This is a genomic window from Streptomyces sp. P9-A2, assembly GCF_036634175.1.
GTDB lineage: Bacteria > Actinomycetota > Actinomycetes > Streptomycetales > Streptomycetaceae > Streptomyces > Streptomyces pratens.
On record NZ_JAZIFX010000001.1, the window covers coordinates 1,624,494 to 1,640,535 of the forward strand.

Below are 16,042 nucleotides of genomic sequence, written 5' to 3' on the forward strand. Positions count from 1 at the left end.
GGTGCAGTCTCGCGGTTGACGGTCCGAAAACCCAAACGGAATGCCACAGGCGGCGAGGGGGACGGTCATCGCACAGGGGCGCGGGAGCAGTCGGAGGAAGGAAACGGGCCGGGGACAGGCGGGGGCACGCCGGGGACACGCGGTGAACACGCCGTGGAGCGGAATCCCCGGCGACGGCCCGCGGTCCCGCAGGACCGTCCGGCGCGCCGGACGGGCGGGACGGGCACGCCGGTCACATGAAAGGGGTGAGGAATCGGCGCAGCACCTCTTCGTAGGTGTGCGGGTCGGCGTTCCACATGGCGCCGTGCGGCGCGTCCGCGACCGTGTGCAGGATGACCGTGTTGGGCTGGGCGACGGCCAGGCGACGGGAGAGCCGCCAGGGGGCCACGGTGTCGCCGGAACCGTGGATGATCAGGGCGGGGACGCCGACACGCTCCGGCCCCGGGGTACCGAGGTGATGGCCTCCGCGGTGGTCTCCGTGGCGGCCGATGCGGCCCTGGGCGGCGCGGACGGCCAGCGGCAGCAGCACTCCGGGGGTCCGGCGGGCCGCGGCGAGGGCGCGCAGCGTCGACTCCCAGTTGAGCACCGGCGAGTCGAGCACCAGCCCGGCGACGTGGTCGCGCAGTTTGGAACGGGCGGCGGCGCGCAGCGCCATGGTCGCGCCGGTGGACCAGCCGAGCAGGACGACCTGCCGGGCACCGGCGTCCACCGCGTACCGGATCGCCGCGTCGAGGTCGCGCCACTCGGTCTCGCCCAGGTGGTTGAGGCCGTCGGGCGAGCGCGGTGCGCCCCGGTCGCCCCGGTAGGTGAGGGCGAGCACCGGGAAGTGGTGACGGTGCAGGAATTCCATGAGGTTCATGGCCTGTTCCCGGGTGGTGCCGAGGCCGTGCACCGCGAGCACCCACGTGTCCCGGACGTCCGGCACGAACCAGGCGGGGAGAGGACCGAGTTCGCCGGGGATGTCGACGTCGGTGTGGTCCAGGCCCAGAGCGGTCCCCGGGTCGCCGACGTAGAGGTTCGGGGTGAGCCAGACCCGGTCGCCGGGATCCAGGGTGCCCCGTACGACCCGTTCCAGGCGGCGCACGACGGTGTCGGCGGAGTCCGGGACGCCGTCCAGGACGGGTCCGACGACCGCGTGGGTGCCGTCACCGGCGAGGCCGTAGCGACCGGGCCGCAGCGTGGCGAGGTGCCGGGTGAGGGTGATCTGACCGGCGGCGGTGCCGTGCACGGTGAGCCGGGGCTCGGTGGGCAGGGGCCTGCCCGGCGGCGCCTTGAGGGCGGCGTCGCTGGCGACCCGGCCGGCCGCCACCGCGGCGACGGAGGCCCCTATCACGGCGGTGACGGCAGCGGCCGTCGCTCTGGCAGTACGCACCTGTCCAGTGTCCCGGCCGACCGGCCGACCGGCCACCCCAGCGACGGTCAGGGGCCCGAACCACCGGACACCGGGACACCCGGGCGCGGGCCACCGAGGCACCGGAACACCGGGGCACCGGAACACCGGGGTGCCGGGTTACGCGGTATCGGTCGGCCGAAGGGCGCCACGCCAGGGCGTCGCCCCGCGTCGCCCGGCCGCTCCGGAAGAGTCACCGCCCCTCCCCCGCCTCCGGCGCCGGGCAGGCCCGCCGCGTCGCTCGGCCGGGACCCGTGGACGGTCCATGACCTCCGTCGGTTCAGGGCTGTGGGCTCCGCCCCGCCCGCCGGCCGGGCAGGTCAGCCGCGCTGTCCGTAGCTCCGCAGGCGGTCGGTGACCTCCGCCAGGTGGCCGGCCGACAGGAGGTTCGGGGAGCGGCCGGGGACGGACGAGGCGGTCAGCCAGAGCCTGCACATCCACTCCAGTTGGGCGGTGCGGTCGTAGGCCTGGTCGAGGGTCGTGCCGTGGGTGACGGTGCCGTGGTTCTGGAGGAGGCAGCCGGTGCGGTCCTCGAGGGCGCGCAGCATGTTCTCGGCCAACTTTTGAGTGCCGTACGTCGCGTAGGGAGCCACCCTGACGGGTCCGCCGAGCGCGGCGGCCATGTAGTGGATCAGCGGGAGTTCGTCGACGAGCGTGGAGACGGCCGTCGCGTGTACGGCGTGCGTGTGCACCACCGCGCGGGCGCCGGTCGTGCGGTACACCGCGAGATGCATGGGCAGCTCGCTGGTCGGGGCCAGGGTGCCGAGGACCTGTCGGCCGGTGAGGTCGACGCCGGTGACGTCGTCCGGCGTCAGCCGGTCGTAGGGCACTCCCGACGGTGTGACCAGCACGGTCTCCCCGACCCGCACCGAGACGTTGCCGGAGGTCCCGACGACGAGCCCGTCCGAGACGGTCCGGCGGGCCGCCCCGACGAGGGCGGCCCAGGCACGCGTCTCCTCGTCGCTCACGGCCCTGTCCTGCCGCTTCTGCCGTTCCCTCACTCGCTGCGGGCGGTCCCCGGCGCGCGCTCCGCCCTCCGCGCTCCGCCGGTCCCTCTGTCGCTCCGTCATGCCGCGATCCTGCCGGGTGACCGAAATCTCTTCAACGGCGTTCCGTCGGCTCCCGCACCCGCTCACACCCGCCCGCGACCGCCCTCGGCCCGCCAGGAGGCAGTCACCTTCCCCTACGGTCACCCCGACGCCCATTCCAGTTCACCTTCCGTTCACCCACGTTACCTACGTTCAACGCGCCAATGACTTCGAACGATTGCCTGGGTAAATGGAAAGCTTCTCGCTGATCCTCGCGATTGTGGTGGTAACCGCACTTGCGTTTGATTTCACGAACGGTTTCCACGACACCGCGAACGCGATGGCGACGACCATTTCGACCGGTGCCCTCAAGCCCAAGGTTGCGGTGGCGATGTCCGCCGTCCTCAACCTGGTGGGCGCCTTCCTCTCCGTGGAGGTCGCCAACACGATCTCCAAGGGCCTCGTCGACGAGGCCGGCATCCGTCCCGAGGTCATCTTCGCCGCACTGGTCGGCGCGATCCTCTGGAACCTCCTGACCTGGCTGGTCGGTCTGCCGTCCAGCTCCTCGCACGCCCTGATGGGCGGCCTGATCGGCGCCACCGTCGCCTCGGCGGGCTTCGGCGCGGTGCACGGCGACGTCCTGGTCACCAAGGTGCTGATCCCCGCGATCGCCGCGCCGCTGGTCGCCGGCCTGGCCGCGATGTTCGCGACCCGGCTGACCTACCGCATGAACCGCAAGTCGGCCGACAGCAAGTCCTCCGAGAAGGGGTACCGCGCCGGACAGATCGCCTCCGCCGGCCTGGTCTCCCTGGCCCACGGCACCAACGACGCCCAGAAGACGATGGGCATCATCACCCTGGCCCTGGTCGCCGGCGGCACCCTCGCCCCGGACTCCGACCCGCCGCTGTGGGTCATCGTCTCCGCGGGCATCGCCATCGCCCTCGGCACCTACCTCGGCGGCTGGCGCATCATCCGCACCATGGGCAAGGGCCTGACCGACCTCCAGCCGCAGCAGGGCTTCGTCGCCCAGACCAGCGCCGCGACGGTCATCCTGGCCTCCTCCCACCTCGGTTTCTCCCTGTCCACCACGCACTCCGTCTCCGGTTCCGTGATGGGTGCGGGCCTGGGCCGCAAGGGCGGCGTGGTCCGCTGGTCGACGGCCACCCGGATGTTCGTCGCCTGGGGGCTGACGCTGCCGGCGGCGGCCATCGTCGCGGCGATCGCCGAGTGGGTCTGCGGCTTCGGCAGCTGGGGCACCGCCCTCGTCGCGGTCTTCCTGATCGCCTCCAGTGCGGCGATCTGGAAGATCTCCCGGCGCGAGGTCGTCGACCACACCAACGTCAACGACACCGATGACACCGCCGTCGAGACCGCCATCGACACCGAAGGCACCGACAAGGAGCGGAGCGGCGTCGTGACCGTGGCCATGGCCGCCGTGGCCACCCCTCCGGCGGGCCCCGTGGCCGAGGACCTCTCGGCCACCATCCCGGCTCCCGTCGATCCGGTGGTCCCTCCGGCCAGGACCGCGGTCTGACCCCGCGGGAAGACACGCAGGAAGACATGCAGGAAGACACGTAGGAGAAGAGCACCATGAAGATCGACTGGGCGGCCCTCGGTTCCGTCTTCGGCGTCAGCCTCGTGGTCACCGTGGCCCTGGTGGCCCTGTTCACCCTGGGCATCACCGGCCTGTCCCGCCGTGAACGGGCCGCCGCCCAGGGCGAGTCCGCGGCCTTGGCGGTCACCGGCGCCTACGCCTGCTTCGCGGCCTGCGCGGCGGCGGTGGCGTACGGGATCTACATGATCATGGCCTGATCCATGGCCTGACGGCTGCCTGATTCCAGGGCAGGATCCGGGCCGGCGTCCCGGTCCGGGTCATGTCGTCCGCCCGGCGGGCGGTGCGGGGCACGTTGCCTCCGTACCGCCCGTTTCGTGTTCCCGGACCACCCGCCCACCACCGGTCCCGGACCGCCCGCCGCCGGGCCGTTTCCGCGCCGCCCGTCCCGCCGCGGAACCCCTTGCCCGCGGTTCGCTCTCCGATCACCCTCCGGAACCTCCCTGTGGGTCTCAGCACACTTCAGCCTCGCAGGTCAAAGGCAAGTTGACGGTTCTTCCGGACCGTGGTGAACTGCCGGAGCCATTACGGCGGCAGGAGAGGAAGCCGGTGCGAATCCGGCGCGGTCCCGCCACTGTCACCGGGGTGAACGACCCCGGGAGCCAGGAACTCCCACCGCCGGTCTCGTCGAACCAGGGCGTGGACACCCTGAGTGAGGACATACCGCCATGCCCGGCTGCCTGTTGAGGTCGACCAGCGATGCTCCGCCCCGGTTCGGGGCGGCCACTCCCACCGGATCCCTCACCGGCTGAACCCATGGGTGCCGATCGCGAGTTCGCGTACGGCGCCGCTGCCGGCCTCCTCGGTGACCTGCTTCTCGGCGATCCCCGCCGAGGGCATCCGGTCGCCGCTTTCGGGCGGGCCGCGGCTGCCGTGGAACGGGTTCTGTGGCAGGACGACCGGGGACGGGGCGTGCTGCACACCGCCGTCTGCGTCGGCGGGGCCGTCGCTCTGGGGAGCCTGGCCGCCCGCCTCGTACGGTCCTCCCCCGCCGCCTCCGTCGCCCTGACCGGCGCGGCCACCTGGGCCGTCGTCGGAGGGACGTCGCTGGCCCGGGAGGCCCGCGCCATCGGGCGCGCCCTGGAATCCGGGACCGCCGACGGAACAGAGGCGGCACGGGCGCGGCTGCCGCACCTGTGCGGGCGGGACCCGCAGGCGCTGGACTCCGAGGGGATCGCCCGCGCGGTCGTGGAGTCCGTCGCCGAGAACACCTCCGACGCCGTGGTGGGCGCCCTGGTGTGGGGTGCCGTCGCCGGTGTGCCGGGGCTGCTCGGGTTCCGGGCCGTCAACACCCTGGACGCCATGGTCGGCCACAGGTCCCCCCGCCATCTGCGGTACGGCTGGGCCTCCGCGCGCCTCGACGACGTCGCGGGGTGGCCCGGGGCGCGGCTGACCGCCGTACTCGCCGCGGTCGCCGGGCCGGATCCGCGGGGCGCCGTGCTGGCGTGGCGCGCGGATGCCGCGAAGCATCCGAGTCCCAACGCAGGGCCCGTGGAGGCCTCTTTCGCGGGCGCGCTCGGTGTCCGGCTCGGCGGGTCGCTGTCCTACGCCGGGCGGGTCGAGCACCGGCCCGTCCTCAACGGCGGCGGCCGGGCCGTGACCGTGGCGGACATCGATCGCGCGGTACGGCTCTCGGGGCGCGTCGGCCGGCTGGCACTCTGCGTCGGCGTCGCCGCGCGCATCGGCGTACGAGCCGTTACGCGGACCGCCTCCAAGGGGCGCGGGAAGGGGCGCACGTCATGACGGACCGTATGACGGGCGGTATGACGGGCGGCGGGCTGCTGGTGGCCGGTACGACGTCGGACGCCGGCAAGAGTGTGGTGACCGCCGGGATCTGCCGGTGGCTGGCGCGGCAGGGCGTCAAGGTCGCGCCGTTCAAGGCGCAGAACATGTCGCTGAACTCGTTCGTCACACGGGAGGGCGCCGAGATCGGGCGGGCGCAGGCCATGCAGGCCCAGGCCTGCCGCATCGAGCCGACCGCGCTGATGAATCCGGTGCTGCTCAAGCCGGGCGGGGAGCGGAGCAGCCAGGTCGTGCTGCTGGGCAGGCCGGTCGGTGAGATGAGCGCGCGCGGCTACCACGGCGGGCGGCAACAACAGCTCCTGGGCACGGTGCTGGACTCCCTCGCGCAACTGCGGGCCACGTACGACGCGGTGATCTGCGAAGGGGCCGGCAGTCCGGCCGAGATCAATCTGCGTCGCACCGACATCGTCAACATGGGGATCGCCCGGAACGCCTCGCTCCCCGTCCTCGTCGTCGGCGACATCGACCGCGGCGGGGTCTTCGCCTCCTTCTTCGGCACGGTCGCGCTGCTGTCGCGCGAGGACCAGGAGCTGGTCGCCGGTTTCCTGGTGAACAAGTTCCGGGGTGATGTGTCGCTGCTGGAGCCGGGACTGGACATGCTGCACGGTCTGACCGGGCGGCACACGTACGGCGTACTGCCCTTCCGGCACGGGCTCGGCATCGACGAGGAGGACGGGCTGGCGGTGTCCCTGCGGGGTGCCGTACGGGAGTCCGCGGTCGCCGCGCCGCTCGGCGAGGACGTGCTGCGGGTCGCCGTGTGCGCGGTGCCGCTGATGTCCAACTTCACGGACGTGGACGCGCTGGCCGCGGAACCGGGTGTCGTGGTCCGTTTCGTGGACCGGCCCGAGGAACTGGCCGACGCCGACCTCGTGGTGGTGCCGGGCACGCGCGGCACCGTACGGGCGCTTCAGTGGCTGCGGGAGCGCGGGCTCGCGGACGCGCTGAAGCGGCGGGCGGCCGAGGGGCGGCCCGTGCTCGGGATCTGCGGGGGCTTCCAGATCCTCGGCGAGCGCATCGAGGACGACGTGGAGAGCCGTGCCGGCCGGGTCGACGGGCTCGGGATCCTGCCCGTACGGGTGCGGTTCGCACGGGAGAAGACGCTCGAGCGGCCCGTCGGAAAGGCCCTCGGGGAGCCCGTCGAGGGCTACGAGATCCATCACGGGGTCGCCGATGTACGGGGAGGGGCGGCGTTCATCTCCGATGACGGTGGACGGAGCCTGGACGGCTGCCGGGCCGGGCAGACCTGGGGCACGCACTGGCACGGTTCGCTGGAGTCGGACGGCTTCCGCCGGGCCTTCCTGCGCGAGGTGGCCGCCGCCGCGGGACGCCGTTTCGTACCGGCCCCCGACACCTCGTTCGCCGCGCTGCGCGAGGAGCAGCTCGACCGGCTCGGCGATCTGATCGAACAGCACGCGGACACGGACGCGCTGTGGCGGCTCATCGAGTCCGGCGCCCCGCCGGGGCTGCCGTTCGTTCCGCCGGGAGCGCCCGCGTGAGCGCCGTGTCATGGTCGGCCGCCGGCTCGGCGGGGCGCCGGCGGATCGTGGTGGCGGCGGGGAACGCCGGCCCACGAGAGCACGGCGGCCGGGAGGCCGGGGTCGTGGACGGCCGGGAGGCCCGCCCCCGTACCGGCGGAGAGCAGATTTCGATCCCGGCGGTCCCGCGGCCCATGGCCGGGCCGAACAGTCGGACACCATCCGAAGGAGTGATCACCGCGTGAGTACGCCCTATCCCTTCACCGCCGTCGTCGGCCAGGACGACCTGCGGTTGGCCCTACTGCTGAACGCGGTGTCACCACAGGTGGGTGGCGTTCTCGTGCGGGGGGAGAAGGGGACCGCGAAGTCGACTGCCGTCAGGGCACTGGCCGCGCTGATGCCGGAGACCGAGGTCGTACCCGGCTGCCGGTTCTCCTGCGACCCCGCGGCCCCGGACCCGTCGTGCCCCGACGGACCGCATGAGTCCCGCCCCGGGGCGCGGCGCCCCACGGCACTCGTCGAGCTTCCGGTCGGTGCCTCCGAGGACCGGCTGGTGGGTGCCCTCGACATCGAGCGGGCGCTCGCGGAGGGGGTGAAGGCCTTCGAGCCGGGCCTGCTCGCAGGCGCCCACCGGGGGATCCTGTACGTCGACGAGGTCAATCTTCTGAACGACCATCTCGTCGACCTGCTGCTGGACGCCGCCGCCATGGGCGCCTCGTACGTCGAGCGCGAGGGTGTCTCCGTACGGCACGCGGCGCGCTTCCTGCTCGTCGGGACCATGAACCCCGAAGAGGGCGAGCTGCGACCCCAGTTGCTGGACCGGTTCGGACTGACCGTGGAGGTCAAGGCCTCGCGGGAGCCGGACCAGCGGGTGGAGGTCGTGCGGCGCAGGCTGGCCTACGACGACGCCCCGGAGGAGTTCGCCGCGCGCTGGGCCGGTGAGGAGGCTGCCGTACGGCAGCGGATCATGGCCGCGCGGGAGCTGCTGTCGTCGGTGCGACTGGGTGATGGGGCGCTGCGGCAGATCGCGGCGACCTGTGCCTCCTTCGAGGTGGACGGCATGCGTGCCGACATCGTGATGGCGCGCACCGCGACCGCGCTGGCGGCCTGGGCCGGGCGGACGGACGTACTGGCCGAGGACGTACGGCAGGCCGCGCTGCTGGCCCTCCCCCACCGGCGGCGGCGCAACCCGTTCGACGCGCCGGGGCTCGACGAGGACAAACTCGACGAAACGCTGGAGGAGTTCGGCGAACAGGACGAGGGCGACGACGATCCCGACCCGGGGCCGGACGGTGGCCCGGAAGGTGGCCCGGGCGGGCAGCCGGCGCCCGAGGACGGCCCTCAAGGGGACGATACCTCCGCGCGGCCCGAAGGCGGGGAGGGCGGGGAACCGCAGGCGGGGCCCGGTGTTGGGGAGCGGTCCGCCGTACGGGCCGCAGAGCCCTTCCGGACGAAGACGCTGAGTGTGCCGGGCGTCGGTGAGGGTGCCGCCGGGCGGCGGTCGCGGGCGCGGACCGAGCGCGGGCGGACCACCGGGGCCCGGCGCCCGCGGGGGGCGCTGACCAAGCTGCACCTCGCCGCGACCGTACAGGCCGCGGCGCCGCATCAACGGGCACGGGGACGCAACGGCCCGGGGCTGGTGGTCCGGCGGGACGATCTCAGGCAGGCGGTGCGGGAGGGCCACGAATCCAATCTCGTGCTGTTCGTGGTCGATGCCTCCGGGTCGATGGCCGCGCGGCAGCGGATGAGCGCCGTGAAGGGTGCCGTGCTGTCGCTGCTGCTCGACGCCTACCAGCGGCGGGACAAGGTGGGGCTGGTGACCTTCCGCGGGACGGCCGCCGAGGTGGCGCTGCCGCCGACCTCGTCCGTGGACGCGGCGGCGGCCCGGCTGGAGTCGCTGCCGACCGGCGGGCGTACGCCGCTCTCGGCAGGGCTGCTCAAGGCGCACGACGTGCTGCGCGTGGAGCGGTTGCGCGACCCCTCGCGGCGGGCGCTGGTGGTCGTGGTGACCGACGGACGGGCCACCGGCGGCCCCGAGCCGGTCGCCCTCGCGGGGCGGGCGGCGCGGCTGTTCGCCGCCGAGGGCACCGCCTCCGTGGTCGTGGACTGCGAGGCGGGGCCGGTGCGGCTGGGCCTCGCCGGGCAGCTCGCGGGTGAGCTGGGGGGTACGGCGGTGACGCTGGACGAGTTGCGGGCGGACTCGATCGCCGGGCTGGTCAGGGATGTGCAGGGGACTTCGAGGAGGGCGGCGTAATGCCTAAGGGACAGCCGAGTGTCGTACCGCAGGACGGTCTGACGACGCGCCAACGGCGCAACCGGCCGCTGGTCGTCGTGCACACGGGCGTCGGGAAGGGCAAGTCGACGGCCGCCTTCGGGCTGGCGCTGCGGGCCTGGAACCAGGGGTGGCCGGTCGGGGTGTTCCAGTTCGTCAAGTCGGCGAAGTGGAAGGTCGGCGAGGAGAACGCGCTGCGGGTGCTCGACGCCTCCGGCGAGGGCGGCAGCGTCAGGTGGCACAAGATGGGCGAGGGCTGGTCCTGGGTCCAGCGGGACGCGCAGATGGACAACGAGGAGAAGGCCCGCGAGGGCTGGGAGCAGGTCAAGCGCGACCTGGCCGCCGAGACGTACAAGTTGTACGTGCTGGACGAGTTCGCCTACCCGATGCACTGGGGGTGGGTCGACACCGACGAGGTCGTGTCCGTGCTGCGCGACCGGCCCGGGACCCAGCACGTCGTGATCACGGGGCGGAACGTGCCGGAGAAGCTGGTGGACTTCGCCGACCTGGTGACCGACATGTCCAAGGTCAAGCACCCCATGGACGCCGGGCAGAAGGGGCAGAGGGGCATCGAGTGGTGACGTCCTCGTCGTCCGTGCCCCGGCTGGTCGTCGCCGCGCCCTCGTCGGGCAGTGGCAAGACCACCGTCGCCACGGGGCTGATGGCCGCGCTCGCCGCGCGGGGACTCGCCGTGTCCCCGCACAAGGTCGGGCCCGACTACATCGACCCCGGATACCACTCGCTGGCCACCGGGCGCGTGGGACGCAACCTGGACGCGTACCTGTGCGGGACCGGTCTGGTCGGTCCGCTGTTCCTGCACGGCGCGCGCGGATGCGACATCGCGGTCGTCGAAGGCGTGATGGGGCTGTACGACGGGGCCGCGGGGCAGGAGGAGCTGGCGTCCACGGCCCAGGTGGCGAAGCTGCTGCGGGCGCCGGTGGTGCTGGTCGTGGACGCGTCGTCGCAGTCCCGGTCGGTGGCGGCGCTGGTGCACGGGTTCGTGACGTGGGACCCGGAGATGCGGATCGGGGGCGTGATCCTCAACAAGGTCGCGTCGGACCGTCACGAGGCGTTGCTGCGGGAGGCGTTGGAGTCGTCGGGGGTGCCGGTGCTCGGTGTGGTGCGGCGGGCTCCGCGGGTCGGCACACCGTCGCGGCATCTGGGACTGATACCGGTCGCCGAGCGGCGGGACGGCGCGGTGGAGGCGGTTGCGGCGATGGCCGCGCAGGTGGCCGCCGGGTGCGACCTGGAGGCGTTGGTCGCGCTGGCTCACAGGGCCGGGGACCTGCCGTGTGCGGAGTGGGACGCGGCGGCGGCTCTTGTCTCCTCTCCCCCGCCGGCCCTTCCCGTCCCGGCCCCGGGGGCCGCGCTCGCGGACGGGCCGGCGGTGGTCGCCGTCGCCGGTGGGGCCGCGTTCTCGTTCTCCTACGCGGAGCATGCCGAGCTGCTTGCCGCCGCCGGGGCCGAGGTCGTCGTCTTCGACCCCCTGCGGGACGAGGCGTTGCCCGAGGGGACCCGGGGGGTGGTCCTCGGGGGTGGGTTTCCCGAGATGTACGCGACCGAGCTGTCGGCCAACGAGCCGCTGCGCAAGGCCGTCGCCGAACTGGCTCTGGGCGGCGCGCCGGTGGCCGCCGAGTGTGCGGGACTGCTGTATCTGTGCCGAGAACTGGACGGTCTGCCCATGTGCGGGGTGCTGGACGCCACCGCGCGGATGACCGAGCGGCTCACCCTCGGTTACCGGGACGCGGTGGCCGTGTCGGACAGCGTGCTGGCCGGGGCCGGGACGCGGATGCGGGGTCACGAGTTCCACCGCACCGTCGTCGAGCCCGGCGCGGGGGACGCGCCCGCGTGGGGTGTGCGGGCACCGGCACCACGCGTCGAAGGCTTCGTGCGGCGCGGTGTGCACGCCAGCTATCTGCATACGCACTGGGCGGGCGGGCCCGGTGTGGCCCGCCGGTTCGTGGAGCGGTGCCGGACCTCATGAGCGGCGGCGGGACGCGTGGCCGCGCGCGGAGGGCCACCGAGGTGCCGGCCGCCGTGCCGGTGGTGACCTCGGCGGCCGGTGCCGTGGGTCCGGGCGCCGGTCCACGGCTGCCGGACCTGCCGGTGGAGGGCGACGTGGCCGCCGTGTCGCGCGCCCTGCCGGCCGGCGAGGCGGTGGCGCTGTGTGCCGACGTGGCCTGGCCGCTGCCGCAGCCGGTGCCACCGGTGCCGGTGCCACCGGTGCCGGTCGTCGGCGAGGAGGCGTACACGCTCCGCCTCACGGACCGTCCGGTCGGGCCGCGCGCGGGGGAGGCCGTCATCGGGCCGCCGTCCCTCATCGTCGGGGTCGGCGCCTCGAAGGGTGTTCCGGTCGACGAGTTGCTCGCCCTGATCGGGGCGGCCCTGCGCGATGCCGGGCTGTCTGCCGCGTCACTCGCCCATCTGGCCACCGGGGACGCGAAGGCCGAGGAGCCCGGCATCGTGGAGGCGGCCCGGCGGCTGGGTGTGCCCCTGGTGGTCCACGGCGCCGGGGAACTGGCGCGGGTCGAGGTGCCCCACCCGTCCGACGCGGCGCTGGCCGCCGTCGGCACCCCGTCGGTCGCGGAGGCCGCCGCGCTGGTGGGCGGGGGCGAACTCCTCGTACCCAAGCGCAGGTCGGAGCGTGCGGACGGGCAGCCCGCGAGGGCGACCTGCGCCGTCGTACGGCGGCCGGCGACGCCGGTGAGCGGCGTACCGGACGCCTCGCGGCCGGACGACGACGGACCCGACCGGCCCAAACCCGAACACACCCACACCCACACGCACACGCATCCCATGGGAGCTGAACCGGAGGGCAGCATGCACGACCTGCGACACCACGGGGACGCCGAGGTCCGGGACGACGGCTCCGCGCTGGTCGACCTCGCCGTGAACGTCCGCTCGGGCACTCCCCCGGCGTGGCTGCGCGAGCACATCGCCGGGTCGGTGGCCGGCCTCGCCGCCTACCCGGACGGGCGGGCGGCGCGGGCCGCGGTGGCGGCGCGGCACGGGCTGCCGGTGGAGCGGGTGCTGCTGACGGCGGGGGCGGCGGAGGCGTTCGTGCTGCTGGCGCGGGCGCTGAAGGTGCGTCGGCCGGTGGTGGTGCATCCGCAGTTCACCGAGCCGGAGGCGGCGCTGCGGGACGCGGGGCACACGGTCGACCGGGTGCTGCTGCGGGAGGAGGACGGTTTCCGGCTGGACCCCGGCGCGGTTCCCGAGGCCGCGGACCTGGTGGTGATCGGCAACCCGACGAACCCGACGTCCGTACTGCACCCGGCCGCCGACATCGCCCGGCTCGCCCGGCCGGGCCGGACCCTGGTCGTGGACGAGGCGTTCCTGGACGCGGTGCCGGGCGAGCGGGAGGCACTGGCCGGACGGACGGACGTGCCGGGCCTGGTGGTCCTGCGCAGTCTCACCAAGACGTGGGGCCTGGCGGGGTTGCGCATCGGGTACGTCCTGGCCGGGCCGGAGACGATCGGGCTGCTGACGCGGGCGCAGCCCCTGTGGCCGGTGTCCACGCCCGCGCTGGCGGCGGCGGAGGCGTGCGTGGGGCCCAGGGCCCTGGCGGAGGCGGACGGGGCGGCCCGCCGCACCGCCGCGGACCGCTCCCGTCTCCTCACCGGCCTCGCGGAGTTCGCCGACCGTGGAGTACGGGCCGTGGAAGGCGCCGAGGGCCCCTTCGTCCTCCTTCGGCTCCCGCACGCGGCGGCCGTACGGGAGCGCCTGCGCACACTCGGTTTCGCGGTACGGCGCGGGGACACCTTCCCGGGCCTCGACCAGCGCTGGCTGCGCGTCGCGGTACGCGACCGCGGGACGACGGACGCGTTCCTGGAGGCGCTGGGCCGGGCCCTGGACGCAGACTGAGCCGAGCCGCACACGGCGACCGGCCGCCCCGGCCCGGCCATCGGCGGGTCGGCCGTCGGCGGGTCGATACGAGAACACCGGTCCTCGGGGCGGTCCGGATGCGCGGCGCGGCGGGAACCGGGCCACCGGCGACGCCGGGCCCGGCGGTGGGAACGCCGGCCCCGGGCCGCTGATGCCGTCGCGGCCGCCGGTGTCAGGTACTGCGTCCACGACGGCGCCGGTGTCAGGTGCGGCGGCCCCTGCGGGACAGCAGGACCGCCGCGCCGCCCGCCGCGAGAAGGGCGAGGGCGCCGCCCGCGACGTACGGAGTCGTCGCGTCGCCGCCCGTCTCGGCCAGGCCTCCCTGGGCCGGTGCCGCCTGTTCGGCCCGCGCACCCTGGGGCTTGACCTCGGTGCCGGTGCCGGTGTCGCTGTCGCTGTCCGCCGGCGGCACGGCCGCGTCGGCCCGCTCCTCCTGCTCCGGACCCTGTTGCCGTTCCGGCTCCTGCCGCGCCCCGGGAGCGCCGTGCGCGGGGGCCGCGTCGGTGCCCGGGGCCTCGCAGGTGGCCTCGGCGAGGGTGACGGTGCCGTTGACCTCGGCAACGTTCAACTTCAGCGGGTCGACGGACACCTTGAGCAGCAGCGCGGTGGCGGCGGCCGTGCGGGAGGTGGTCTCCGTCTTCGACAGGTCCAGGCGGACCTCGCCGACGCCCGGCACCTTGACCTCGGTGGGGCCGGAGGCGGTCAGTTCGGTGCGCTTGCCGAGCACCGTCACCGTGCCGGGCAGGGTGACGGAGGCGAGCGGGGTACGGCCGGTCTCGCAGACGGCCTTGGAGGTGACCGTCTCGAGCTCGACGAGCGACAGCAGGGGAAGTCCGGGCAGATGGATCCGGGCCTTGGCGAGGGTGGTGGAGGCCTCGGCCCTGTTCCCCTCGACCGTCGCCTTCGCGTCGGCCACCTCCGCGCGCAGCACGCTGAAGGGCTTGCCCCTGTCGACGCCCTCCAGGTCCGCGGTGAGGGCGGTCCTGCGCGCGCTCTGCGGCGCGTGGACCTCGTTGAGGGAGACCGTGAGCGGGACGTTCACGGTCTTGTCGAGCAGGGCGACGTCGAGCCCGGTGCGCAGGACGACCGCACTCGCGCCGCCCTCTTCCCCGGTGGCCTGCGCCGTGCCCGCTCCGGCCAGTGCCGCGGGACCTGCGGCAAGGAGGGTGGCCGTGGCGACGACGGCCCAACGGCGTGCGGGCATCCGGAAGTTGGTGCTGTTCAAAGTGGTGGGACCCCCATGAGACGTGGGTGGGACCCGGAAAGAATGACCGCACCCGGAGGGGGCCGTCAGCGATCCGACAACACTTCACCCCTTCGTGGCGAGTCCGCCGATGTATTCGATTTCCGGGGTGTTCCAGGGGTACGGCCGTTCCCCTCTGCCGTCCGAGTGCCACCCGGTGGGCGGGTTTCGGCCATCGAACCGTGTCCTCCGAACCGGGCCGGGCCGTACCGGGCCATGCCGTCCGGGCCGCACCGGCCTTACGCGACCACGCGCCCGTTCAGTACCACCCGGCGCGGGTCCGCCAGCACCCGTACGTCGGCGCGCGGGTCGGAGGCGTAGACGACGAGGTCGGCCGGGGCGCCCTCGTCCAGGCCGGGACGTCCGAGCCAGGTACGGGCCGCCCAGGTGCCGGCCGCGAGGGCGTCGGCGGGCGGGATGCCGGCGGTGACGAGTTCGGCGACCTCGGCCGCCGCGAGGCCGTGCGGGAGGCTGCCTCCGGCGTCCGTACCGACGAAGACGGGGATGCCGGCGTCGTAGGCGGAGCGCACGGTGTCGTAGCGGCGCTCGTGGAGCCGGCGCATATGGGCCGACCAGCGCGGGAACCTGGACTCGCCGCCGTCGGCGAGGCCCGGGAAGGTGGCGATGTTGACGAGGGTCGGGACGATCGCCACGCCTCGTTCGGCGAACAGCGGGATGGTGTCGTCGGTCAGGCCCGTCGCGTGCTCGACGCAGTCGATGCCGGCCTCGACCAGGTCCCGCAGGGAGTCCTCGGCGAAGCAGTGCGCGGTGACGCGGGCGCCCAGCCGGTGCGCCTCGGCGATCGCCGCCTCGACGGCGCCGCGCGGCCAGCAGGCCGACAGGTCGCCGAGGTCACGGTCGATCCAGTCGCCGACGAGCTTCACCCAGCCGTCGCCGCGCCGGGCCTCCTGGGCGACGTACGCGACGAGGTCGTCGGGTTCGACCTCCCAGGCGTAGCCGCGGATGTAGCGGCGGGTGCGGGCGATGTGCCGGCCGGCCCGGACAATCTTCGGAAGGTCGTCGCGGTCGTCGGTCCAGCGGGTGTCGGACGGCGAGCCGGCGTCCCGCAGCAGCAGGGCGCCGGCGTCGCGGTCGGTGAGCGCCTGCTTCTCGGCGACGTCGTCGGGGACCGCTCCGTGCCGGTCGAGGCCCACATGGCAGTGGGCGTCGACCAGCCCGGGCAGCACCCAGCCCTCGACGGCCGTCACGTCGCGGGCGCCGGCGGGGCGGTCGTAGGAGATCCGGCCGTCGACGACCCACAGCTCGTCGCGGACCTCGTCGGGCCCGACGAGGATCCGCCCCTTCACGTGCAACATCGCGCGTTCGCTCATGCA

At 74.1% G+C, this 16,042-nt stretch carries 12 protein-coding genes and 1 riboswitch; of the genes, 8 read left to right on the forward strand and 4 right to left on the reverse strand.

Going from position 1 to position 16,042, the window contains the following annotated elements:
- Positions 1–232 precede the first annotated feature (232 nt).
- Both V4Y04_RS07360 and V4Y04_RS07365 read right to left on the reverse strand, forming a co-directional pair.
- Positions 233–1,372 (reverse strand): alpha/beta hydrolase family protein, encoded by a 1,140-nt coding sequence (locus V4Y04_RS07360; protein WP_332426481.1) that lies wholly within the window; start codon positions 1,370–1,372, stop codon positions 233–235.
- 338 nt (positions 1,373–1,710) lie between these two features.
- Positions 1,711–2,460 (reverse strand): class II aldolase/adducin family protein, encoded by a 750-nt coding sequence (locus tag V4Y04_RS07365; protein WP_332426483.1) that lies wholly within the window; start codon positions 2,458–2,460, stop codon positions 1,711–1,713.
- 208 nt (positions 2,461–2,668) lie between these two features.
- On the opposite strand from V4Y04_RS07365, the gene V4Y04_RS07370 reads away from it, so the two are divergent.
- The 8 genes from V4Y04_RS07370 (at position 2,669) to cobC (ending at position 13,444) form a co-directional block, all read left to right on the forward strand.
- Entirely contained in the window at positions 2,669–3,952 is a 1,284-nt protein-coding gene (locus V4Y04_RS07370; protein ID WP_332426484.1) for an inorganic phosphate transporter, read from the forward strand.
- Positions 3,953–4,008: 56 nt separating this feature from the next.
- Positions 4,009–4,230 (forward strand): hypothetical protein, encoded by a 222-nt coding sequence (locus V4Y04_RS07375; protein ID WP_332426485.1) that lies wholly within the window; start codon positions 4,009–4,011, stop codon positions 4,228–4,230.
- A gap of 292 nt (positions 4,231–4,522) precedes the next feature.
- A riboswitch (cobalamin riboswitch) is annotated at positions 4,523–4,661 on the forward strand.
- A 125-nt stretch (positions 4,662–4,786) separates the two neighbouring features.
- Positions 4,787–5,773: a cobalamin biosynthesis protein gene (locus V4Y04_RS07380; RefSeq protein ID WP_332426486.1), complete on the forward strand. Its 987-nt coding sequence runs from the start codon at positions 4,787–4,789 to the stop codon at positions 5,771–5,773.
- Positions 5,774–5,793: 20 nt separating this feature from the next.
- A complete protein-coding gene (locus tag V4Y04_RS07385) occupies positions 5,794–7,329 on the forward strand; it encodes a cobyric acid synthase (RefSeq protein ID WP_332432744.1) in 1,536 nt (511 codons plus the stop codon).
- A 220-nt stretch (positions 7,330–7,549) separates the two neighbouring features.
- Positions 7,550–9,562 carry a putative cobaltochelatase gene (locus V4Y04_RS07390; RefSeq protein ID WP_332426487.1) on the forward strand — a complete coding sequence of 671 codons (2,013 nt, stop codon included), beginning with the start codon at positions 7,550–7,552 and terminating at the stop codon, positions 9,560–9,562.
- Positions 9,562–10,161 (forward strand): cob(I)yrinic acid a,c-diamide adenosyltransferase, encoded by a 600-nt coding sequence (cobO, locus tag V4Y04_RS07395; protein WP_332426488.1) that lies wholly within the window; start codon positions 9,562–9,564, stop codon positions 10,159–10,161. The genes V4Y04_RS07390 and cobO overlap by 1 nt, the downstream gene beginning before the upstream one ends.
- Positions 10,155–11,564: a cobyrinate a,c-diamide synthase gene (locus V4Y04_RS07400; protein WP_443079970.1), complete on the forward strand. Its 1,410-nt coding sequence runs from the start codon at positions 10,155–10,157 to the stop codon at positions 11,562–11,564. The genes cobO and V4Y04_RS07400 overlap by 7 nt, the downstream gene beginning before the upstream one ends.
- Entirely contained in the window at positions 11,549–13,444 is a 1,896-nt protein-coding gene (cobC, locus tag V4Y04_RS07405; RefSeq protein WP_332426489.1) for an Rv2231c family pyridoxal phosphate-dependent protein CobC, read from the forward strand. Before V4Y04_RS07400 ends, cobC begins: the two co-directional genes overlap by 16 nt.
- 223 nt (positions 13,445–13,667) lie before the next feature.
- Here the strand turns inward: cobC and V4Y04_RS07410 are convergent, their stop codons facing one another.
- Together V4Y04_RS07410 and V4Y04_RS07415 are read right to left on the reverse strand one after the other, a co-directional pair.
- A complete protein-coding gene (locus tag V4Y04_RS07410; protein WP_443079971.1) occupies positions 13,668–14,690 on the reverse strand; it encodes an SCO1860 family LAETG-anchored protein in 1,023 nt (340 codons plus the stop codon).
- A gap of 257 nt (positions 14,691–14,947) precedes the next feature.
- Positions 14,948–16,039: an amidohydrolase family protein gene (locus tag V4Y04_RS07415; RefSeq protein ID WP_332426491.1), complete on the reverse strand. Its 1,092-nt coding sequence runs from the start codon at positions 16,037–16,039 to the stop codon at positions 14,948–14,950.
- Positions 16,040–16,042 lie beyond the last annotated feature (3 nt).

What these genes read in the sequence shown, in the direction of transcription:
- V4Y04_RS07365 (WP_332426483.1), bottom strand. Translation starts at nt 2,460, where the DNA reads ATGACGGAGCGACAGAGGGACCGGCGGAGCGCGGAGGGCGGAGCGCGC.
- V4Y04_RS07370 (WP_332426484.1), top strand. Translation starts at nt 2,669, where the DNA reads ATGGAAAGCTTCTCGCTGATCCTCGCGATTGTGGTGGTAACCGCACTT.
- V4Y04_RS07375 (WP_332426485.1), top strand. Translation starts at nt 4,009, where the DNA reads ATGAAGATCGACTGGGCGGCCCTCGGTTCCGTCTTCGGCGTCAGCCTC.
- V4Y04_RS07380 (WP_332426486.1), top strand. Translation starts at nt 4,787, where the DNA reads ATGGGTGCCGATCGCGAGTTCGCGTACGGCGCCGCTGCCGGCCTCCTC.
- V4Y04_RS07385 (WP_332432744.1), top strand. Translation starts at nt 5,794, where the DNA reads ATGACGGGCGGCGGGCTGCTGGTGGCCGGTACGACGTCGGACGCCGGC.
- cobO (WP_332426488.1), top strand. Translation starts at nt 9,562, where the DNA reads ATGCCTAAGGGACAGCCGAGTGTCGTACCGCAGGACGGTCTGACGACG.
- V4Y04_RS07415 (WP_332426491.1), bottom strand. Translation starts at nt 16,039, where the DNA reads ATGAGCGAACGCGCGATGTTGCACGTGAAGGGGCGGATCCTCGTCGGG.